The organism is Staphylococcus arlettae (assembly GCF_002902345.1).
GTDB classification, from domain to species: Bacteria; Bacillota; Bacilli; order Staphylococcales; family Staphylococcaceae; genus Staphylococcus; species Staphylococcus arlettae.
Window position 1 is genome coordinate 477,473 of the sequence record NZ_PPQB01000005.1, and the last position, 23,830, is coordinate 501,302.

General features: G+C 33.2%; 17 protein-coding genes. 5 read left to right on the forward strand and 12 right to left on the reverse strand.

All coding sequences use genetic code 11. The annotated features are described in order from the left end of the window. The coding region (locus CD036_RS13270; RefSeq protein WP_444547470.1) for a Y-family DNA polymerase at positions 1-418 on the reverse strand (418 nt) is incomplete at its 3' end. A gap of 193 nt (positions 419-611) precedes the next feature. Here CD036_RS13270 and CD036_RS02500 point away from each other — a divergent pair. Then, positions 612-1,070, forward strand: a complete 459-nt coding sequence (locus tag CD036_RS02500; protein WP_002511094.1) for a GNAT family N-acetyltransferase — start codon at positions 612-614, stop codon at positions 1,068-1,070. 200 nt (positions 1,071-1,270) lie between these two features. Next, entirely contained in the window at positions 1,271-1,456 is a 186-nt protein-coding gene (gene thmT / locus CD036_RS02505; protein WP_002511093.1) for a 2-hydroxymuconate tautomerase, read from the forward strand. A 428-nt stretch (positions 1,457-1,884) separates the two neighbouring features. Here thmT and CD036_RS02510 read toward each other — a convergent pair whose 3' ends face one another. After that, a complete protein-coding gene (locus CD036_RS02510) occupies positions 1,885-2,868 on the reverse strand; it encodes an LCP family protein (RefSeq protein WP_002511092.1) in 984 nt (327 codons plus the stop codon). A gap of 140 nt (positions 2,869-3,008) precedes the next feature. Between CD036_RS02510 and msrA the strand changes: the two genes are divergently transcribed. Then, on the forward strand, positions 3,009-3,512 hold the full coding sequence (msrA, locus tag CD036_RS02515) for a peptide-methionine (S)-S-oxide reductase MsrA (RefSeq protein ID WP_002511091.1): 504 nt from the start codon (positions 3,009-3,011) through the stop codon (positions 3,510-3,512). A gap of 380 nt (positions 3,513-3,892) precedes the next feature. Here the strand turns inward: msrA and mprF are convergent, their stop codons facing one another. The 7 genes from mprF to parE form a co-directional block, all read right to left on the reverse strand. Next, a complete protein-coding gene (gene mprF / locus CD036_RS02520; RefSeq protein ID WP_103387916.1) occupies positions 3,893-6,412 on the reverse strand; it encodes a bifunctional lysylphosphatidylglycerol flippase/synthetase MprF in 2,520 nt (839 codons plus the stop codon). 678 nt (positions 6,413-7,090) lie between these two features. Beyond that, positions 7,091-8,323 (reverse strand): AI-2E family transporter, encoded by a 1,233-nt coding sequence (locus CD036_RS02525; protein ID WP_103387917.1) that lies wholly within the window; start codon positions 8,321-8,323, stop codon positions 7,091-7,093. Positions 8,324-8,580: 257 nt separating this feature from the next. Then, positions 8,581-9,687 (reverse strand): acyltransferase family protein, encoded by a 1,107-nt coding sequence (locus CD036_RS02530; protein ID WP_103388014.1) that lies wholly within the window; start codon positions 9,685-9,687, stop codon positions 8,581-8,583. Positions 9,688-9,932: 245 nt separating this feature from the next. Then, complete coding sequence (gene glcT, locus CD036_RS02535) at positions 9,933-10,778, reverse strand: glucose PTS transporter transcription antiterminator GlcT (RefSeq protein ID WP_002511087.1); 846 nt, start codon at positions 10,776-10,778, stop codon at positions 9,933-9,935. Positions 10,779-10,994: 216 nt separating this feature from the next. Then, a complete protein-coding gene (alsT, locus tag CD036_RS02540) occupies positions 10,995-12,455 on the reverse strand; it encodes a glutamine transporter AlsT (protein WP_103387918.1) in 1,461 nt (486 codons plus the stop codon). A gap of 183 nt (positions 12,456-12,638) precedes the next feature. Then, positions 12,639-15,041: a DNA topoisomerase IV subunit A gene (parC, locus tag CD036_RS02545; protein WP_002511085.1), complete on the reverse strand. Its 2,403-nt coding sequence runs from the start codon at positions 15,039-15,041 to the stop codon at positions 12,639-12,641. Then, on the reverse strand, positions 15,038-17,032 hold the full coding sequence (gene parE / locus CD036_RS02550; protein WP_103387919.1) for a DNA topoisomerase IV subunit B: 1,995 nt from the start codon (positions 17,030-17,032) through the stop codon (positions 15,038-15,040). The genes parC and parE overlap by 4 nt, the downstream gene beginning before the upstream one ends. A gap of 202 nt (positions 17,033-17,234) precedes the next feature. Here parE and plsY point away from each other — a divergent pair, with 202 nt between their 5' ends. After that, positions 17,235-17,843: a glycerol-3-phosphate 1-O-acyltransferase PlsY gene (plsY, locus tag CD036_RS02555; RefSeq protein ID WP_103388015.1), complete on the forward strand. Its 609-nt coding sequence runs from the start codon at positions 17,235-17,237 to the stop codon at positions 17,841-17,843. Between the two features lie 338 nt (positions 17,844-18,181). After that, complete coding sequence (locus CD036_RS02560; protein ID WP_002511082.1) at positions 18,182-18,478, forward strand: HesB/YadR/YfhF family protein; 297 nt, start codon at positions 18,182-18,184, stop codon at positions 18,476-18,478. Between the two features lie 135 nt (positions 18,479-18,613). Here the strand turns inward: CD036_RS02560 and menI are convergent, their stop codons facing one another. The 3 genes from menI to CD036_RS02575 all read right to left on the reverse strand — a co-directional run bounded on the left by menI (position 18,614) and on the right by CD036_RS02575 (position 23,749). Beyond that, a complete protein-coding gene (gene menI, locus CD036_RS02565; RefSeq protein ID WP_021458823.1) occupies positions 18,614-19,066 on the reverse strand; it encodes a 1,4-dihydroxy-2-naphthoyl-CoA hydrolase MenI in 453 nt (150 codons plus the stop codon). Positions 19,067-19,166: 100 nt separating this feature from the next. Further along, positions 19,167-21,869, reverse strand: a complete 2,703-nt coding sequence (gene acnA / locus CD036_RS02570) for an aconitate hydratase AcnA (protein ID WP_002511080.1) — start codon at positions 21,867-21,869, stop codon at positions 19,167-19,169. Between the two features lie 245 nt (positions 21,870-22,114). Beyond that, positions 22,115-23,749: a BCCT family transporter gene (locus tag CD036_RS02575; RefSeq protein ID WP_103387920.1), complete on the reverse strand. Its 1,635-nt coding sequence runs from the start codon at positions 23,747-23,749 to the stop codon at positions 22,115-22,117. Positions 23,750-23,830: the final 81 nt, after the last annotated feature.

Sequence of the window (23,830 nt, forward strand, 5' to 3'; positions counted from 1 at the left end):
TTCTTAACCTTTCACAAAAGGAATGCAATGTTGTACTAAATCTATGATAACTATCGGTCACATCTATAAAGAATTCATCAATACTGTATTGATGTAAATCCTCCGGTGGTACATAACGTAACGCAATTTTAGAAATAGCTATCGATACTTCTAAATATTTACGCATACTTGGATTAATAATAAAAATGTCTGTTCTATGCGGTATTTCAAATAACCTTGATCCTGTTTTAATACCTAATGCTTTAAGTGCTGGTGTGGCAGCTAAGACAACAGACCCTTGGCGTTTAGTATCTGCCACTACTGCTAACTTAGTCGTTAATGGGTTTAATCCTTTCTGGAGACAAGAAACACTCGCAAAAAAACTCTTTTGGTCAATACACAATACATCTCGTTCTTCTAATAAATTATAATCATACATTTCCATAGTCATAACCTCCCACAAAAACAGAACAAGTGTTCGGTTATAGTGTATACCATTTTCTAAATTATTTCAAAGGCTAAATTTATTTTTACAAAGCATTATAATTTCAAAATACTTATGTTTTAATAAAACTAAGCGCTACAAGAAAACTACTTACAACAATGATTACTACAGTGAAAGGACTAAATTTATGACGTATAATATTATAGAAGTTACAAAAAGTGATTATCGGCAAGTAGCAGTTTTTACTGCGAAACTATTATCTGAATTACGTGGCACTACAGTGTCCTCAAGCAATTACTTAGTTACCAGTCAACAGCTCATTCAACACAATCCACAATGGACAGGTTTTTTAATTTATGATGAATCAGTAGCAATAGGCTTTCTATCCCTCTATCAATCAACAGCACTTTATGCCAATGGTGATTTAGGTATTATTCAAGAACTTTATGTAGAGCCTAGTTATAGAAATCGTGGCGTCGGATCACAACTAATTCATCAAGCAGTGACATATGGTAAAACAGTGAACTGGCAACATATAGAAGTGGGAACACCGAACATAACACGTTGGCCTCGTACTTTACATTTTTACGAAAACCAAAACTTTACAGCCATCGGTTCACGCTTAAAATTATACTTACATACATAGCAACAATTTTTATCTTTCGCATATATAACAAGCTTAGTAATAAATATTATTCATTATTTGACCTTTCAATTTTCCACGTAATGGTTAAGTGTTCTAAAGCTACAACATTAGTATATAAATGCTATATCTATAGTCTTCACTGAAATAGTTTGAATATTCATGCTATAATAAACTACAACTTACTATGAGGAGGAAGTCATATGCCAATTATTAACGTAAAATTATTAGAAGGACGCTCTGACGAACAACTTAAAGATTTAGTTTCTGAGGTTACAAACGCTGTAGAAAAGTCAACTGGTGCAAATAGAGAGGCTATACATGTCATCGTAGAAGAAATGAAACCAGAACATTACGGTGTGGCAGGAGTCAGAAAAGTAGATCAGTAATAAAAATATGTACACAGTTAATGCTATTTACATAATAAAAATACAGACAAACCTTAGGTGACAGTTGTTCTCCTAAGGTTTGTTTATTTATATTTATTATAATATTGGAAGTGATTTGAACCGACTCGTACTAACCGAAGATAAATAACCTAAAGTAGTGTCCACGTAAAACGTGCACAAAAAAACTGCCAACAAAATCAGAGACTTTGTCGATAACCTCATGTCGTATCGTCAGTATATAACTTTAGGTATTACTTCTCCTAAAGACTTTTCCATAGTACTAGCAGTGGCTTATGCCGACTCCAGCAGGAACAGCACTCGCCGAAGACCACAGGCTAAGGCAGTGCCTGCGGAAAGCGTGCATAAAAAAACTGCCAACAAAATCAGAGACTTTGTTGACAGTTTGAAGGCAGCAAATAAGTGCCTTTTTATTCATTGAGGAATTTTTCCACTTCTTTTTTATTTGTTGCTTTGTCAATTTCTAAAGCACTACCATCCATTGGTGATTGAATATCTTGGTACGATCCCTCTACTGGTAATGTTATAGAATCCACGTTTTTATCGCCTCTAATACCAAAGTTTAATCCTGATTGAATCAATGCAGAATCCGGCATATTAGTGTTTAAATAACCACGTAAAATACCTGCTACTTTTGGTAATTTCGGTAAAGTATCAAGGCTCACGAGTTCTTTTTTCAATGATTGCATTACTTGTTGTTGGCGACGCACACGACCAAAATCACCTTCTGCGTCATGTCTGAATCTTGCATAACCAAGTAATTCTTTACCATCTAAACGATGATTACCTTTTTTCAATGATACACCTATATTTTTAGACATATCTTTTTCAACATCAATTGGGACACCATCGGGCTCTAGCTCATCTATCATTTTTTCAAAGCCAGTAAAATCTAAAATCGCATAGTATTCTGGATCAATACCTAAATTCTTTTTCAGTGTCTTACGTAGTAATTCAGGTCCACCCATCGTATAGGCAGAATTAATTTTATGCTGACCATGTCCAGGTATATCTGCATATATGTCTCTCATTACAGACATCATTTTCATTTTTTTATGCACGTAATCATACTGTGCAATCATAATAGAGTCTGTACGGGACATACCATCAGCTTCTTTATCAGCGCCAAGAACCATAACCGTAATTTTTCCATCATTTTTAGCGGCACCATTAAATTTTTCTTTTTTTATGGTTTTACCATGTTCTTTAGCGTAATCAATACCAGAATTATACCCATGAATAGCATAACCAATTACTATACCTAAAATAATAATGATAAATAAAATTATAAAAGGTAGTTTTCTTACTCTTTTTTTCTTTCGTGATCGCCTTGGTGGAGTCTTGTGCGGCGTATCACCTTCATTAAATTCTCTCTTTTGCTTATCTTCGCTCATATAATATCAACCTTATATCTTCAAAATTACAAATCTATGTACTATAATTAATACATATTAAAGTTATATAAATTTAATGTAAAAATCAAGTAATTTCTAAATAAATCGGACTAAAGGGCTATTCAGAAAGGATGTTAAGCATGAATATTAACAAGGCGTATTTCGCTGGAGGTTGCTTTTGGTGCATGGTTAAGCCGTTTGACACTTTTGAAGGTATCGAAAAAGTAACTTCAGGTTACATGGGAGGTCATGTTGATAATCCAACGTATGAACAAGTAAAAACTGGTACTACAGGTCACTACGAAACAATTGAAATAGAATATGATGTGGCCTTATTTTCCTATAATAAATTATTAGAAATCTTTTTCTCTGTCATTGACCCAACAGATGAAGGTGGCCAATTTCAAGATAGAGGTGCACAATATAAAACTGCAATTTTTTATACCAATGACGATCAAAAACAAGTTGCTGAAAATTATATCGAACAACTAAAAGATACATTTGAACACGATAAAGCAATTGCTACTAAAATTTTACCCGCTTCAACTTTTTATCAAGCTGAAGAATACCATCAAGATTTTTACAAAAAAAATCCTGAACGCTATGCTGCGGAACAGCAAGAGCGCCAACGTTATCAGCAATAACAAATCATCCGACGTTACATAGTATAGCCATCATGCTACTATGTAACGTTTTTTTATTTTACGTGCTTATTATTCTTTTCATTTTATAAGTTTTTTGACCCTTTAATGATAAAATGTTACTTTTATCTATCTTGTACGCCATTGAAAACGCTTACTAAAACTGTTATAGTAAACATATGCCTTGGTTGAACAAAGGGGTATTCGAGATATCGAGTATAGTTAGATTCAAAAGTAATATCTACACAATATTACGCGTTAGTTTATTATAGTTAATCATATTACTTACTTCTCTAAATTTATTAACTATAAAATTGATTAAACATTTAAACTCCTTAGCATAAAAGCCACCGTGTCCATAACGGTGGCTTTTATTATTTGCATTAACGTCTAATCACATTTAATACTTTTAATAGACTTAACCATAAAGAACTTTTCTTGCGATAGACTAAAAATCTAGATTCCCACTGTGGTTTAAACTTTTCTTTGTAACGCCTTAAACCTTGAAAATGATAAATTCTATTGAAGTGTTCAAACACACGCCCTGCTAATCGCTCTCCTGTGTATGAAAAAGGTAGTTGCCCCACATTAGATAGCGTAGCCATTCCCATGTTAAAACGTTTGTAACCTGCTTCTTTCGCCCACAACAACATGTGTAAGTATAATGCATCCATTAATGGCATTTCCTCTTGCGGATCCCACCTAATCAAGTCTACAGATATAGTGTCTCGATAATAAGTGGGCATAAAGTTGCAAAAGGCAATAATTTGTTGTTGTTCATTTTTAATAACTGCAATAGGTGCTTGTGCTAAATAATATTCATAAAAAGCACCTACAGAAAATTGCATTTCTTTTCGACCAGCTAACCAATCATCACTTATTTGCTGTAGAGCAACCATTAACGACTGTGTATACGGTGGCTTTACAACCTCAAACGACATCCCCTGTTCTGATAATTTATTAAGTGTAGCACGTAATCCTCGTCGTTTTTTACCGGCAACAGTAAATGTGTCTAAATCAATGACTGCCTCTTCACCTAATTTAAAAAATTGATTACCAAAGTTATGATACAATGCTAAATGTTTATCTGTAACCTGATAAAAGATAATATCATAACCGATATCATGCGCATGACTATAAAATTCAACTAATAAAGCGTTAAAATAATTTTCATCTCCTACCGGATCTCCTAAAACAATATAAGCACCCTTTTTCAAACGATACATTAAAAAGGCACGTTGACTTCCATCAATAAAGCATTGCTTATCATCTGTGTAAATCAGATGACTCAAATAACTACCCCCATATTCTTGAATAATATTCTCACATATTTTGATATCTTCTCCACTATGATGTAGTTGTACTTTCCGTTCAAAATACCACACAATCGTCCCAACGATAAGTACTACAAACAACACTGTAAACCAGAAATAATAACGTAAAATAGACGTATCAACTTGAATCTGATACACATCTAATGTATAAAGTGACTCGTAAATGTACACATGATTTAAATATAGTACAAAACTACTAACGACAAGCATCCAGCAAAATGACGCTAATCTAAATGGTCGCTTCAACACTCTGGCACGTCTATAAAAGACGAGCAATAATATGAGCATAATTGTGAGCCAGCCTATTAATATTAGTGAAAAATATGTAAACAGTGTAACAAACATGATAAGTAATAACGCTACTGCAGAAACCATAATCGCGCGTTTAGATAGTTTGTAAACACCTACAACATTGAGCATTAATAATAAACAAGCACAGGTATGCATAGAGACAATAATATAATCTAAATAATGATTAGCATTATATAAGCCATCAATAATTATCGTTAAATTATTCAAGAAAAACAATACACTCGTAAAAAATAATAAAATAGACATAGAAAATACTGGTATTTTGGCAATGATATCTTTTTGATACGACTTAAAAAGTGACGTCATATCTATAACAGGTATAAACACTTTAGACTCACCGAAATAGCGTTTGGCAGCATCTTTAAATTCAAAGATAGAAAGGATTAAGGCAATTAGTACTGGGAAAAAATAATAAGCGAATCGGTACAATAACAGAGCAAGGACAATTTTTTCTTCAGGTACATTCAATGCTTGTAAACCTAATAGCAAAATCAAATCAAAAGCCCCAAAGCCTCCAGGAATAAAACTTATTAAACCTGATAGTGCAGCCACTATAAATACACCCATAAATACTGGGAATGATAATTGTACACCAACTATAAAAAGTGCAAAATACAAAACTAATGCTGCTGCAAACCATTCAAAACCAGAAACAAATGTACAATAAACACCTAAATATTTATTCTGCTCATTGACTGGACGTATAATACTGCCAATAACAAATAATGGTAAAAACAGTGCAACAATATATAATAGCCATCGCACCCATGGATAAGCACTAAACAAATGTGATACATCAAAAACATGTGCAACAACTAATATTGATAATAAACTTAATCCCGTTAACATCGATATTAAGACGACTGAAATTGCCTTTACCAAGGCTTTTTTATTTGTAGTTTCATTTTTATATGCCATGTAACGAACGGTTGCACCTATAAAGCCGCCAAATCCTGCTACTGCATTTACAGCGTTAATAATATAGCCTAAGCGCATAGCTTTCCATAACGTTATGCGCATATGCATCGCCTTTGCTAACACGACATCATAAAGTGAAAGAATGATAAGTGAAGCACCACCACTAACAAAAAGCATAATAAGCCACCAACGATTAAGTTGGCCAAACATAATTAAAGTCTGTTTGACATTCACATGTGCTAACTCTCTTGCTAAATTAAACACTACAATCCCCAATAGCGCTACTGCAAAGGTTACTTTTAATGTTAGTAATATTTTCTTTTTAAATTTTCTTGTCATAACACCACATCGACTTCTAAAATTTTTATATTTTATAAAAATATAGCATAAAACCGTTGACTATGGAATAAAAATAAAATTAAATAGCTTTAAATGTTAATATTTCTCACGACAAAGTTGATCAACTAAATATACAGCCTATGAAATGATGCTGTCTGCCGATAATAAAAATTCAGAGATAGTAAGCATTTCTATTGATCTCTTTTATCCTTTGATTTATTCAACATAATAAACACCACCATTATTTAATTTAAATCTTTTAAGATTGGCTGTTATTTGGCCGACTCCTGCGGAAATGGCACTCTCCGAAGACTACAGGCTAAGGCAGTATCCGCGGAAAGCGTGCACAAAAAAACTGCCAACAAAGACAGAAACTTTGTCGACAGTCTGAAACAAAATCTAAAATCAATATTGTATCGACTTTATGTAATAGACGATGATTAGGAGCTTTATTTAGAAATAGCAATCATTTCAAATTATCTCTTTATCCTTTGATTTATTCAACATAATAAACACACCATTATTTAATTTAAATCTTTTAAGATTGGCAGTTATTTGGGCCGACTCCTGCGGAAATGGCACTCTCCGAAGACTACAGGCTGAGGCAGTGCCCGCGGAAAGCGTGCATAAAAAAACTGCCAACAAAGACAGAAACTTTGTCGACAGTCGAAAACTAAATCAATCTCTAATATATTCTTGTTCATCATTTTTAAATTCATACTCTCCAGCATCATCACCATAGTATTTATTGTATCTACGTTTATATAAGAAATATAAATGAGAAACTAATACTTTAAGAATTGCATAAGCAGGAATACCTAATATCACACCTACAACTCCTAATAAGTTTCCAGCACTTAACAATATAAAAATAATTGTCAGTGGATGAATTTGTAAAGTTTTACCCATAATATTCGGTGATATAAAATGCCCTTCAATAAATTGTACTGCCGTCCAAACTACGATTAATTTCAACAGCATAATTGGTGACGTAATTAACGCAATAATAATAGCCGGTGATATAGCTATCGTAGGTCCAATATATGGCACTACACTCGTTACAGCAGCGATACAAGCTAAAATCAAGCCATAATCTAAACCGATAATAGAATAACCAATAAACAATAAGACACCAATACAGAGAGACACAATAATTTGTCCTTGAATGTATGAACCTACTTGAACACTCATTTTATCTAATAAATCATGGTAGTCTTTTCTGAATTTAGGTGGCACAATTTTTGTTGAAAAATCTTTAAAACGATGGCCATCTTTTAACATGAAGAATAAAACAAATGGTGTTGTTACGATGACTACCCCAACATTAACAACTGTTTCCGCGATGTTTTTCACTTTCGAACCAAAACCATTAAAGTAATCTGAAATCATAGATGGAATTTTTTTAGCTAGCGAGTTTAAATAGTCTTGAATTTGACTATAAAAATTCGAAGCTACAGTGTATTTTGTAATATTATCTATAAATTGATTAACTTTAGTAATGTAATGCGGGAAATTCGTACCGAATGTTTTAATTTGACTACTAATCACTGGTATTAATAAATTAATAGCTAACGATATAACACCAATAATTACTAAAAATAAAATAATTACTCCCCAAAGTCTTGAAATATTATAACGTTCCATTAAGTTAACTATTGGGTTAAATAAATAATAAAGAATTAATGACACTATAATAGGTGCTACTATAGTGTTAAAAACAATAATAAATGGTTTGAATATGTAAGAAACTTGATCAAATATAAAAATTACTATACCAATCAAAATCAACATAAATAAACCAAAAATTAAATCTTTACCACCTAAAAAGCGCATAAATCGCGTTTCAGGAAAATTTAAATTTAATTTCTTTTTACTCTTTTCTTGCCGCTTAACATTTTCTTCGCTCGACATAATCTTCACCGTACCTTATAAACAAACTTATTTATACATCTCATTGTATATGAAAACATGATTTATTATAACCAACTGTGTTGTTAATTATTCTCCATACTAACACACGATGTCAATTTAAAAACTTCATATCGTACTCCAGTTATATAAATTACGTTATAACATAGCATTCTACCCGTTTTATAGTAATTTCATGCATATATAATATATACATAACTACCGTGTATTAAGTCAAACTCAATACACGGTAGTTTACTTTAAGAATTCATATTTGAAAATTGTGGATCGATACGACTTTTCTTCGGTACCTCTTGTGTTGGTTGTGTAACCTTTTTCTTCGGAATAGGTACAATATAATTACCATATGGTAATTTACCAATAACCCACACCATACCAACTGATAACGCAACAGCACCAATAAAGATGAATACAAATTTACTTTGTGGTGCAATCTCATTAATAACTGGTAATCGTTTCATAAATTGAATGCCAACATAATGTACCAAGTAAATACCCATTGAATAGTTACCAATTAGCGTAAATGTTTTCAGCAATATCTTATCTTGCTTAATCCAGACATATAGATAATTTAAAAAGACAATAAAGAACGGAATATAAATTAAGTTAGAAATATGTGCCGAACTATGTAAGTTTTCTAAATCTATACTGACAAATAGATCAACAAATAAAATGAAAATTATTACCCATAATACTTTTTGATATTTAAATATCAACGCTTTAATTTCATCATAAAATTTAGCATAAACAATGCCAAACATGAAAAATGATATCCAATTAAGAATAAACATTTTATCATTAACAAAACGGTCTAAACTTTCTATACCGAGTGACACAGGCTGTACCTTAATCCAAAGCACATTGATAACCGTAAGTATTAAAAATGCAACTATCAACGGCCAACCCTTTTTAAATCTATGAATGAATGGGAATAATACATAAAACTGAATAACCGTTAAAATAAAATATAAATGGAAATTAGCTTTACCATAAACAAAATAATTCACTAATTCACCATCAGGTTCTAAATTATGTAAATAAAATGCTCTGTATAATAAGTAAAATATACTCCATATAATATAAGGGATAAGTATTTTAGTAAAACGTGATTTAGCAAAGTGTGACATACTAAAACCTCGATTCACTACCGAAATAGTCAGTAAAAACCCACTAATCACAGCAAAAACTGGCGTGCCTAGTCGTGCTAATTGATTTATATACCCTAACGGTTCAGAAGTAAAGCCACCTGTACTTGCTGAATAAGCTATACTATTCACAGTGTGAATGGCTACTACTAGCATAGCTGCTACTGCTCTTATGACAGGAATTTCATCATAATATTTCATATTGTATGCCAAACGCTCCCCTCAACTAATCAAACAACTCTATAATAACTATAATATTTGCAAAAGTAAATAGTATTTATATACAAAAACAATTATACATAAGTTAATATTAAAATTATTTTCTTATAGTAATTTTAATATTAACTTTGTTAATTTAATGTAAAAAAGACAATCATTAAACTATTTTTTAATGATTGTCTCTTGTAGTGCTATATTAAAGTTATATGTATAAAGCTTCAGATTATTTAAGGCTGGTCAGATATTGTGAAGTGGTGGATATGAATTGCAAGATAGACAATTTCCGATTCATGAATTGTAACATTTAACTCTCGTTGGATTAATCTCATAATTTTTAATGCGACATTGTAACAAAGTGCATAATGCGCTTTAACCATATCTTCAAATACTTGAGAAGCAGCTGCACGCTCATCTTGTTGAATACGTCTAATTAAAAATTGCACATGCCTAATGAAACGTTGATACTTTATCGAGTGCTTATCAATTGTTTGTTGTAGATCATGTTCAATGATTTTAGTTGCTTTACTCACCATGTTGTACATCGCATTAACTTCATGAATAGAAATTGCATTCGTATTTGATGCTATGTGTAACGCTATAAAACCAATTTCATCTTCTGGAAAGTCTACATCTAATTTAGCATTTAATTGCACTATGACACGTTGTGCCAAGTCATATGACTCACTGTATAGTTGCTGGGTTTCTGCGATAAAAGGATTCGTAATTTTTTGTTGTTGCTGCAATCGTTTATATGCAAAAATAATATGATCAGTTAAGCTTATAACAAGTTTCTTATCATCAATAACAGTTTCCTCACTCGTAATTAAATCCACTGCTTCAATGATAGCATGAATAATACTCTCATCTGTTTGAGCAACTAAAAGTTTATAATGATCTAATTGATGTTGTTGATCCAACTTATAAACCTTTTCTATTGAATCACCACGTTGCACTTTCATACCAGGTTTTTTATTAAAACCTATACCTTTTCCAAGTAAAATAACTTCTTGTCGATCAATCGTACAGATAATTACATTATTGTTTAAGATTTTGGTAATGTGATACTGGCTCATACGAATCACCTTTCTTTTATATCATTAAAATTATATATTGAATCATTTAAAATGAACAGTAAAAGATTAGATTACTTAAGAATTAACGTAAAATAACAAAAAATAGGACGAGCTAAAAATCAACAGATAACTGTTTGATTTCATATGCTCGCCCTACAAGATTAAATCACTAAAGTGTTTCTCAACGATAATAACCAATCTGTAAACATTGATTTATTAATATAATGATTTTTCTTTTTTATTTGCGCCCCAGCTTTCAATACCAAAAAGATTAATTTCCAATTCTTCTGGTTTAAATACTGGTTTCTTGCCTTCTTTACGTTGACGTTGATAATCACGCATAACAGCAAAAGCGATATTAGAAAGACCAATAATGGCTATTAAGTTAACAATTGCCATTAAGCCCATAAATAAATCAGCAGTGCTCCACACTGTTTCTGTTTTTACTACTGCTCCTACAAATACTAGAACAACAACTAAACATCTAAAAATAAAGAGTAATACTTTGTTTTTAGATAAAAATTCTATGTTTGATTGACCATAGTAATAGTTACCAATAACAGAAGAATAAGCAAATAACGTAATCGCTACAGTTAAGAAAATACCACCGGCACTTCCTAGATGCTCATTTAGTGCTGATTGTGTTACTGCAACACCAACGGGTTGGTTTTCACCAAATTCTAAGCCGCTATATAGTAAAATCATTATAGCTGTCGCTGTACAAACTAGCATAGTATCAAAAAACACACCTAAAGACTGTATTAGTCCTTGTTTTACTGGGTGTGGTGCCGCAGCAGTAGCCGCTGCATTGGGTGCAGAACCCATACCAGCTTCGTTAGAGAACAGACCACGTTTTACACCTTGTAAAATAGCTGCACCTACTGCGCCTCCTGTTACTTGTTCGAAGCCAAATGCACTTTTAATTATAGTTGAAATCATAGGTATAATTTGATCGTAATTCATAAGTAAGATAACTAATACTAAACCAATATAAATTATTGCCATCACAGGTACAATAATAGATGAAATATTAGCAATACTACGTACACCACCAAAAATAATGACTGCAGTAAAGAAAGCTAAGACAATACCAGTAATCACTGGACTCACATTGTACTGTGTATTTAAAGATTCAGCTATAGTGTTTGATTGCACAGTGTTAAAAACAAAAGCAAAAGTAATTGTAATTAATACGGCAAACACTACACCTAACCAACGTTGATTTAAACCTTTAGTTATGTAATAAGCCGGTCCACCACGGAAACCACCATCTTTATCGGGTACTTTGTAGATTTGAGCTAATGTTGCTTCAATAAAAGCACTTGCTGCACCAATAAAAGCTATAACCCACATCCAAAACACAGCACCTGGACCACCTAAAACGATTGCCGTTGCAACACCAGCAATATTACCTGTACCAACACGAGAGCCGGCACTAATCGCAAACGCTTGAAACGGAGAAATACCTTTTTTACCACTATCTAATGTTTCAGGTTTTTCACCAATTGCGCGAAACATCTCTGGAATCCATCTCAATTGCACGAATTTTGAACTAATAGTGAAATATAAACCTGCTGTTATTAATAAACCAATTAAATACTGAGACCAGATCAAATCATGCCCAGTTTGAACCATTACTTTAAACCATTCTGGAATTAAACTGTCAAAATTATTCACATTAATCCCCCTTTATGAATTTAATTTTTATGTAAATAAAGAGCAAGAGATTTATATATGAGCGTAATTTGTGCGACTATCAACCCATAATAAATCTCTTGATTTATTTTATGTTATAGACCTCTTTATTACATAAAATATTTTATCATTAAATGAAAGAGGTTACTATTCTTTTTTTATAGACTATTCAACAACCAAATTATTGATCTCACCGAATTCATCAACATCAACTACAAATGAACCATTAGTATATTGTTCAGTTAAGTGAATATCTTTAATTAAACCACTTTCTTGTTGATTAGTTGAAAATATAGTATATGAAGTATCATCAGGTTGAATAACACATGCTGCAACAATACGATGTGGATTACCTTTTAATTCTTTCAATAATGTTATGCCGCGTTGTGCGCGTTTAGCAAGTTGTAAGACACGATAATCGATACGTTTCAATGCACCACGATGTGTCGCCATTAAAATTGTATTCTCAGGCGCGACAATTTGCGTTAGTACCACATAATCTTCAGCTTTAAGATTAATTGACTTCACTCCTGCTGCTCGTAAGCCAGTATCCGATAATTCTTCAGATGGATATGTCAGTGACATGCCTTTATGCGTTAGTACTGTTAGTGTTTGTTCATCAGAAATGCGCATAATATCAATAACTGCATCATTTTCTTTTACTTTCATAGCAACTAAAGGTTTATTATATCTAGTCGTTTTAAACATGGATACATTACTTTTCTTAATCATTCCATTTCGAGTAGCGATAATATAATATGCATCTGGTTTAAAATCATTTTCACAATACGCATCTATCACAAATTCATCATCTTCCAACGGTACAATTTGTGATACATGCTGACCTAAATCTTTCCACTTGATATCAGCTAATTTGTGAACTGGAATAAACAAATAGCGCCCTTTATTCGTAAACACTAAGGCAGTATCTAATGTGTTAGTGTCGATATATTTTAATAAACTATCTCCATCTTTAACACCGATTTCTTCCACACCACTAGCATTGAAACTACGCAGTGAAGTACGTTTAATGTAACCGTGGCGAGTGACACTTAGTATTACATTTTCGCTCGGTACCATAACTTCTTTATCGATTTTAATTTCTGAAATTTCCGCTTCAATTACAGAGCGTCGTTCTGTTTTAAATTTCTTGCGAATTTCAGTCAATTCTTCTTTAATAACAGCCAACAAGGCATCATGATTATCTAAAATATGACGTAATTTGTCGATAATTGCTTTTAGTTCATCATGTTCGTTTTGTAATTGTACGATATCTGTATTCGTTAAGCGATAAAGTTGTAACATTACGATTGCTTCTGCTTGTGCTTCTGTAAATTCATACTTCTCGATTAAGTTTTCTTTAGCATCCTTTTTATTTTTGGAATTACGAATGAGTTGAATCACTTCGTCTAAAATCGACAGCGCCTTCATTAGACCTTCAACAATATGCATTCTACTTTCTGCTTGATTCAAGTCATATTGTGTTCGTTTAGTTACAACATCTACTTGATGATTTAAATAACTGTCGATAATTTCACGAATACCCATTAATTTTGGACGTCCATCGCTGATAGCGACCATATTAAAACTATATGATACTTGTAAATCTGTATTTTTATATAAATAATTCGCTACAGCTTCATGATTAACATCTTTTTTCAACTCTATAGCAATACGTAATCCAGTACGGTCCGTTTCATCTCGTACTTCCAAAATGCCATCTACTTTTTTATCAGCACGCAGTTCATCAATTTTTTTGACTAATGAACTTTTATTAACTTCATAAGGGATTTCAGTAACAACTAATTCTTTACGTCCATTTCTTAAAGTTTCCACGTCAACAGTTGAACGGACTACAATTTTACCTTTCCCAGTTTCATATGCTTTTTTAATGCCATCTACACCTTGAATAATAGCACCAGTTGGAAAATCTGGTCCTTTAACATAACGCATTAATTGACTCACAGTAATATCTGGATTGTCTATATATTTAAGTGTAGCTTGAATCACTTCAGCTAAATTATGAGGTGGAATATCTGTCGCATAACCTGCTGAAATTCCTGTACTACCATTGATTAATAAGTTTGGTAAACGCGCTGGTAATACCATAGGCTCTTTTGTCGTATCGTCATAGTTAGGCATAAACGGTACAGTATCTTTATTAATGTCTCTGACTAGCTCTTCCGAAATTTGACTCAGTTTAGCTTCTGTATAACGCATAGCTGCTGCAGGGTCATTATCAATACTACCGTTATTACCGTGCATTTCAATTAACACATGACGTAATTTCCAATCCTGACTTAACCGAACCATCGCATCGTAAACGGATGTATCACCGTGTGGATGATACTGTCCAATAACATCGCCGACTGTTTTAGCACTTTTACGGAAATTTTTATCATACGTATTGCCGCTATCATACATGGCGTACAAAATACGACGTTGAACAGGTTTTAAACCATCACGTACATCGGGTAATGCACGTTCTTGAATGATATATTTACTATATCTACCAAATCGATCGCCTATTACATCTTCAAGTGATAGGTCTTGAATTACCTCACTCAATCTACATCCTCCTCATTCTGATGATCTTGTTCTAGTATTTGAATTTCACTATTATCTAAAATACTTAAATCTTCTTGTAAACCGAATTCAACATGACTTTCAATCCATTCTCTTCGTGGTGCAACCTTATCACCCATCAATGTCGTAACACGCTTAGAAGATCTTAATTCATCATCAACTTGAACTCTAATTAAAGTTCTTGTTTCAGGATTCATTGTTGTTTCCCATAATTGATCAGGATTCATTTCACCAAGACCTTTATAGCGTTGTAAAGTAACGCCTTTACCAAATTGTTGTTGTAACTTTTCTAACTCTTCATCTGTCCAAGCATATTCTACTTTCTTGGTTTTTCCTTTACCTTTTTCCAACTTGTAAAGTGGTGGTAAAGCGATGAATACACGTCCTGCCAACACTAATGGCTTCATGTATTTAAAGAAAAATGTTAGCAGTAATACTTGAATATGAGCCCCATCAGTATCGGCATCAGTCATAATAATAACGCGATTATAGTTACTATCTTCTATTTTAAATTCATTACCGACACCCGCACCAATAGTGTGAATGATAGTATTTATTTCTTCATTTTTGAAAATATCATCTAACTTGGCTTTTTCAGTATTAATAACTTTACCTCGAAGCGGTAAAATTGCTTGATATTTACGGTCTCTGCCTAATTTTGCCGAACCACCAGCAGAATCACCTTCGACTAAATACAATTCTTTTTTCTCTGTATTTTTACTTTGGGCTGGAGTCAATTTACCTGATAAAAGTGTATCTTTGCGTTTATTCTTTTTACCAGAACGAGCGTCCTCACGTGCTTTTCTTGCGGCTTCACGCGCTTGTTGTGCTTTTACTGCTTTTTTCACTAGTGATTTAGACAATTGTCCTTTTTCTTCTAAATAATAGGGTAATTTGTCGGAAACTACTGAATCAACTGCACTACGTGCTTCCGGTGTTCCTAATTTTGATTTTGTTTGACCTTCAAACTGCAACAACTCTTCAGGAATACGTATAGAGATAATAGCAGTCAAACCTTCTCTTATATCATTGCCGTCTAAATTTTTATCTTTGGTTTTTAATTCGTTAATACGACGTGCATAATCATTAAACACACGCGTCATAGCTGTTTTAAAGCCAACTTCGTGCGTTCCCCCATCTTTAGTGCGGACGTTATTAACGAAGCTTAAAATGCTTTCTGAATATTGATCGTTATATTGAAATGCAACTTCGACCTCTATATCATTTGCTTGGCCGTAAAAAGTAGTTACATCATGTAATACTTCTTTGCCTTCGTTAACATAACTAACAAATTCTTTTATGCCTTCTTCATAGTGATAAACCTCTTCACGTTCTTTACCTTGTCGTTTGTCGGCTAATGTTATTTTTAAACTTTTAAGTAAAAACGCTGATTCTTGCAAGCGTTCACTAAGTACATCAAAGTTAAACGCTGAAGCATTTTTAAAGATTTCAGGATCAGGTTTAAATGTTACCTTAGTACCTGTTTTTTTCGTTTTGCCTTTTTTCACTAAGCCAGTCGCAGGTTTCCCACCATCTTTAAAATTTTGTTGATAAATTGTTCCATCTCGATAAATTTCTACTTCTAACCAAGCACTCAAAGCATTCACAACAGAAGCACCAACACCATGTAAACCACCTGATGTTTTATAACCACCTTGGCCAAATTTACCGCCAGCGTGCAAAACAGTAAAAATAACTTCAACAGTAGGTTTCCCAGACGCGTGAATTCCTGTAGGCATACCACGTCCATTATCTTCTATAGTAATACTTTCATCTTTATTGATTGTTACCAAAATTTCATTACCATGGCCATTCAAAACTTCATCGACGGAATTATCGACAACTTCATATACTAAGTGATGTAAACCACGCTTATCGGTTGAACCAATATACATACCAGGTCTTTTTCTAACAGCTTCTAACCCTTCTAAAACCTGAATGGAATCATCCGAATAATTATTTTGCTTATTCATTGCCAATCGTTTCGCCCTCCTACAAACGTACGTTCGTTTTTAAAACTATACAATAGTTATTCTTATATAAATTTAGCTAAATTGCAAGCGTCAAAGTAACATTTCATTAACAAATCATTTACTAACTTTAATTTTTAGTCGTTTTATTATAGTATCATATGGTAAAATAAAATTAATGTCATTAAAGGATGTGTAAATGTATATGATGATAGTAATTATGTTGATACTGAGTTACCTCATTGGTGCATTTCCAAGTGGCTATGTTATAGGGAAATTATTTTTCAAAAAAGATATTAGACAATTTGGAAGCGGAAATACTGGTGCAACGAATAGTTTTAGAGTTTTAGGTAAACCTGCTGGGTTTATCGTTACATTTTTAGATATTTTCAAAGGATTTATTGTAGTATTCTTCCCACTATGGTTACCAGTACAAGCAGATGGCCCAATTTCTACCTTGTTTACAAATGGTTTAATTGTTGGTGCATTTGCAATACTCGGACATGTGTACCCGGTATACTTAGGATTTAAAGGCGGAAAAGCAGTTGCAACTAGCGCTGGCGTTGTATTTGGTGTGAATCCTGTATTATTAATAATTTTAGCAGCCATTTTCTTCGCAATACTTTATTTAACAAAATATGTATCTCTATCAAGTATTATAGCATCTATTTGCTGTGTTATTGGTGCACTATTAATTAGAGACTATATATTATTAGTTGTCAGCATGTGTATTGGTATATTATTGATTATTAGACATAGAACAAATATCGTTAGGATTTTTAAAGGTGAAGAACCTAAAATAAAATGGATGTAACTTTTTTATTTTGCTAAGATTCATATCACACTAATCTCGAAATCAAAATTAGCTATTTACGTCAAGGTCATGTTACTACAGCACCTTGATACACACGAGGAAGTAGTATAGAGTTCAAAAATTTGAATTTTATACTACTTCCTTTTATATTTAAATTTGTAAGTCATAAGTATGAATTTTATGTAAATTTTTTGAGAATATTCTTAAATCTAAAAATTTTGAAGAAAAATGTGCTATACTGCAATTATCATTATCCAAAAGGGGTAATGTTAGAGTATTGGCAATATGTTAAAAATACTGTAGTAAGACAAGTGCTTATGCAGAAGGGAGACTTTAATATGCAATTAAAACTTTCGGAAAATGCGGTATCTTGGTTTAAGGAAGAACTTGATTTGCCTGAGGATAACAAAGTCTTACAATTCTTCGTACGTTATGGTGGAGAATTCCAATTAAAACAAGGATTCAGTCCAGCGTTTAGTGTTGACAAAAAAGACGATGTCGAAATCGGTTATGAAACGAATTATAACGGTTTAGACGTTGTTATTGCAGAAAAAGATTTATGGTATTTTGAAGATGATAATTTATTTATAGATGTAACTGACAATGAAGATGAAATTACTTACATTGCTAATTAATTCATATAAAAGCGCCTAAACCATTACAAATGGCTTAGGCGCTTTTGTTTTTAATATTATATGGATTGTTCTCACTTCGTAATTGCACTTAAAGTATAGTGCAAAGTTTGCCAAAATTACATTATTTGCGCATTATTATTTTTTAACTTCTAAATTTTCTCCTGCTTTATTACGTTCATCGACATCTTTATATACTGCATGCCACTCTGGGAAGGTACGATCTAATCTTATTGGTTTCCCGTCTGCTTTTCGTATGCATGTGAGCGTTGTAGAGCCTGTTGTAGCTAATTCTCCTGCCTCATTGTATATTTCATAACAATAAAGTGAACGTAAACGAGAATAGCGCTCTACCCAAGTTTTAATTGTTACTTTTTCAGGATATGTAATTGGTTTAATATATTTAACATTAATTTCCGTTACAGGTGAAATAACACCACTATCTTCCATAGCTTTGTAACTAAAACCTAATTTAGTTATATAGTCCGTTCTCGCCACTTCAAACCATGTTGGATAATTCCCATGATAGATAACGCCCATTTGATCTGTTTCTTGATATCTTGCTTCTATTTCAGTGAGTGTATAAATCATTCTCTTTCCTCATTTCAATTAATACATTACTGTTTAAATACTAACATAGAAAAACGGCTATGAAAGCTCAAAAGCTCACATAGCCGTTAGATGTTTAAAATTATTCTGCTAATTTATTTCTTAATACAAGTTGTAAGATACCACCATGACGATAGTAGTCTAATTCAACGTTAGAATCGAAACGAGCTACTGCTTCAAATTCGATTACTTTGCCATTGTCTTTTTTCGCTTGTACTTTAACTAAATCATGTGGTTTCACGTTTTCATCAACGTTAACAGAAATAATTTCAGTACCATCAATACCTAAACTATCAGCTGATTCACCATCTTTAAATTGTAATGGTAATACACCCATCATAACTAAGTTTGAACGATGGATACGTTCATAACTTTGCGCAATGACAGTTTTAACACCTAATAAGTTAGTACCTTTGGCAGCCCAGTCACGTGAAGAGCCCATACCATAATCATTTCCAGCTAACACAACTAAACCTGTGCCATCTTCTTTATATTTCATAGCAGCATCATAAATTGCCATTTGTTCGCCTGTTGGCCAATAAGTTGTGAATCCACCTTCTGTACCTGGAGCTAATTGGTTTTTAATTCTAATATTCGCGAACGTTCCACGTACCATAACTTCATGGTTACCACGACGTGAACCATATGAATTAAATTGACGAATTGGTACGTCATGATCTAATAAATATTTACCTGCTGGCGTATCTTTACCAATCGCACCTGCTGGTGAAATATGGTCTGTTGTTACTGAGTCACCAAATTTACCCATTACACGTAAATCATTTAATGGTTCAATCTTACCTGGCTCTTTAGAAAGGCCTTGGAAGAATGAAGGGTTTTGAATATAAGTTGATTCCGGATCAAAGTCATATAATGGTTGGTCCGTAACATCAATCTCATTCCACATTTCGTTATTATTATAAACTGACTCATATTCTTCTTTGAATAATTCAGGTGTAACAACACTATCAACAGTATCTGATACTTCTTTGATTGAAGGCCAAATATCTTTTAAGAATACATCTTCGCCGTCTTTACCTTTACCAAGCGGTTCATTTTGTAAATCAATATCAACAGTACCTGCTAATGCGTATGCAACTACTAATTGTGGTGATGCTAAGTAATTGGCTTTTACTAATGGATGAATACGACCTTCGAAGTTACGGTTACCAGATAATACTGAAGTAACAAGTAAGTCTTCTGAAGCAATCGCTTTTTCAATTTCTTCACGTAAAGGACCTGAGTTACCGATACATGTAGTACAACCATAACCAACTAAATTAAATCCAAGATCATCTAAATATTGTTGTAGGCCAGAATCTCTTAAATAACCTGTAACAACTTTTGAACCTGGAGCTAAAGAAGTTTTAACAAATTCAGGAACTTCTAAGCCTTTTTCAATTGCCTTTTTAGCAACTAAGCCAGCCCCTAGCATTACATATGGGTTAGATGTATTTGTACATGATGTGATAGCTGCAATAGCTAAATCACCAGTTTTCATAGTTGTTGATGTACCATCATTAAATTCGATTGTTGCAGTTTTGTCGAATTCACTTTCATCAAATCCGTGACCTTGGTTACCCGCTGGTGCCGTTACAGATTTTTCAAATTCTTCCTTCATATCGCTCAAGAAAATTAAGTCTTGAGGACGTTTTGGTCCAGATAATGATGCTTCAACTGTAGATAAATCTAAGTCTACAACGTCTGTATATTCTGGGTCTTCTTTGTCAACATCAAAGAACATGTTGTTTTCTTGTAAATATTTTTTCACTAATTCAATATGATCTTCTGAACGACCAGTTAATCTCATATATTTCAGTGATTCTTCATCTACAGGGAAGAAACCACATGTTGCACCATATTCAGGCGCCATATTAGCAATTGTTGCACGGTCAGCCAATGGTAAATGTTGTACCCCTGGTCCGAAGAATTCAACGAACTTGCCTACAACACCTTTTTTACGTAATTCTTGTGTTACACGTAGAGCCAAATCAGTAGCTGTAGAGCCTTGAGGTAAAGCGTTAGTTAAGCGTACACCAATTACTTCTGGAATTGGGAAGTAAGAAGGTTGTCCTAACATACCTGCTTCAGCTTCGATACCACCAACACCCCAGCCTAGTACTCCAATACCGTTAATCATTGTAGTATGTGAATCTGTACCTACTAATGTATCTGGGAATGCTACTTCTTCTCCATCTACGTCACGCACATGAACAACATTTGCTAAATACTCTAAGTTAACTTGGTGCACGATACCAGTTGCTGGTGGTACTGCACTATAGTTATCAAATGCTTTAGTTGCCCAATTAAGGAATTGGTAACGTTCATAGTTACGCTCAAATTCTAATTTCATATTTCGTTCTAAAGCGTCTGGGTTCGCATAGCTATCAACTTGTACTGAGTGGTCGATAACTAAATCTACAGGCACCTCTGGATTGATTTTATTTAAATCTCCGCCTACGTCATCCATAGCTTTACGTAGTGATGCTAAGTCAACGACAGCTGGCACACCTGTAAAGTCTTGTAAAATAACACGTGAAGGTTTGAACGGAACTTCTCCTTCTGCCCCATCCACGAATTTTGATAATGTTTTAATATGATCGTCAGTAATAACGAAACCATCTTCTTGACGTAAAACTGATTCTAATAACACTCGAATTGAATATGGTAACTTAGAAATTTCAGTTAAACCTTGCTCTTCTAAAGTGTTCAAATCGTAATAAGTATATGATTTTCCATTTAGGTCAAACGATTTTTTCGCTTGCGCTTTAATATTAGAAGCCATATATATCCCCCCTGATATTTATTAATTGTGCCGTTAACTAAATTGTATTATTATCTTTTGCTGAAAACAACTACATAACGCTAGTTTCCCGGCAAAATTAGATTTGATTTTCCAATCAGTTAACATAAGCGTACCTTATCATACCATTAAAGTGCAATAAGTAAACATTATCAATTGAGAATCATTATCATTGAATGCTAAATAAAAAACCGAGAATCAATATGATCCTCGGCTTTAGTAAAATATTACTGTTCTGTATTTCTGAAATCTTTACGACGTTCAATAATGTCGTCTTCGTATTCATCTTTTTGTAATTCTACATAATCTTTCATTCGGTGTTTATTAGGTGTCAATGTTAAACCTAAGAACTTACGCTCTTGGTTTGCATCTTTGTAGAATGAAATCATCATCATTATTACTACAAAGGAGAATGGCAAGGCACTAATAATCGCCGCACTTTGTATGGCGTTTAATGCTTCGGCACCGTCCCCTCCACCTGCAAATAATAATACAAAGGCAATAAGTGATTGTGCGATACCCCAAGTCACTTTAACAAAGTTTGTAGGTTCTAATGAACCAAATGATGTTTGCATACCTAATACAAATGTCGCAGAGTCTGCAGATGTAATAAAGAATGATCCAATTAATACAAGTGCAATTAACGATAATACTATACCGAACGGCAAGTCATTAAATACACCAAAGAGTTGCGTTTCAGCTGACATTTCAAATAATTTAGGGTCTTTTTTCCCTGCTTCAATACCAAGCACACCAAAGACACTAAACCAGATGAAACTTACAATTGCTGGTACTAAAAGTACGCCACCAATAAACTCACGAATTGAACGTCCTTTAGATACACGTGCAATAAAGATACCGACGAATGGGCTCCAGCTTAACCACCAACCCCAATAGTAAAGTGTCCAACTAGACATCCATTCACGTTTTTGAGGATTTTGTGCCGCTGTATCAAAAGAGTTCGCTAAAAATGAATTTAGTAAACTACCAGTTGAGCTTGTCATCATGTTTAAAATTAGTACTGTAGGACCAATAATTAACACAATAATCATTAGTAATAAACCTAAACTAATGTTTAAATTACTTAAATATTGAATACCTTTACTTAAACCTGACCAAGCACTCATGATGAATAAAATTGTTACAACTACAATGATGATTGCCTGTACCCAAACATTATTTGGAACACCAAATAAATAATTTAAACCACCATTAATTTGTAATGCACCCATACCAAGTGATACCGCCACACCAACTACTGTAGCGAATACTGCAAGTACATCAATAATTGTCCCTATAGGTCCTTCAACTTTATTCCCTAACATTGGTCTTAAAGTTCTAGAAATTAAACCTGGCTCACCTTTTCTAAATTGAGCGTACGCTAACGCAAGTGCAACTACTCCGTAAATTGCCCATGCATGGAACCCCCAATGGAAAAATGTAGAGCGTAAAGCTTCAGTATAGGCAGCTTTAGTTTGAGGTTCAGCTGTTGGTGGAGCAGCAAAGTCTGCCATAGGTTCCGCTGCACCATAGAATACTAAACCAATACCCATACCTGCACTGAATAGCATTGCAAACCAAGATATTGTATTGAATTCAGGCTTGTCATTTGGTTTACCTAATTTAAGTTTACCAATCGGACTGAACATTAAGAACACACAGAAAAATACAATAATCGTTGTTAGAATTAGGTAGTACCAACCTAATTTATCAGTAATCCATAGTTTGATCTCATTCGTTACGTCTCCAAATTGATCTGGCCAAATTGCACCAATTAGTACAACTATTGCCACTACAATTGCACTATAAATGAAAACGGGAGAGCGTTTGTTATTACGATTAGTCGTTTCGGATGATTTCATAAAAATTAACTCCCTTTCATAAATTTTATTATAAGGCTAAATCTTATAATATTATTTAATATTATAGCCACGTTTTAGAAT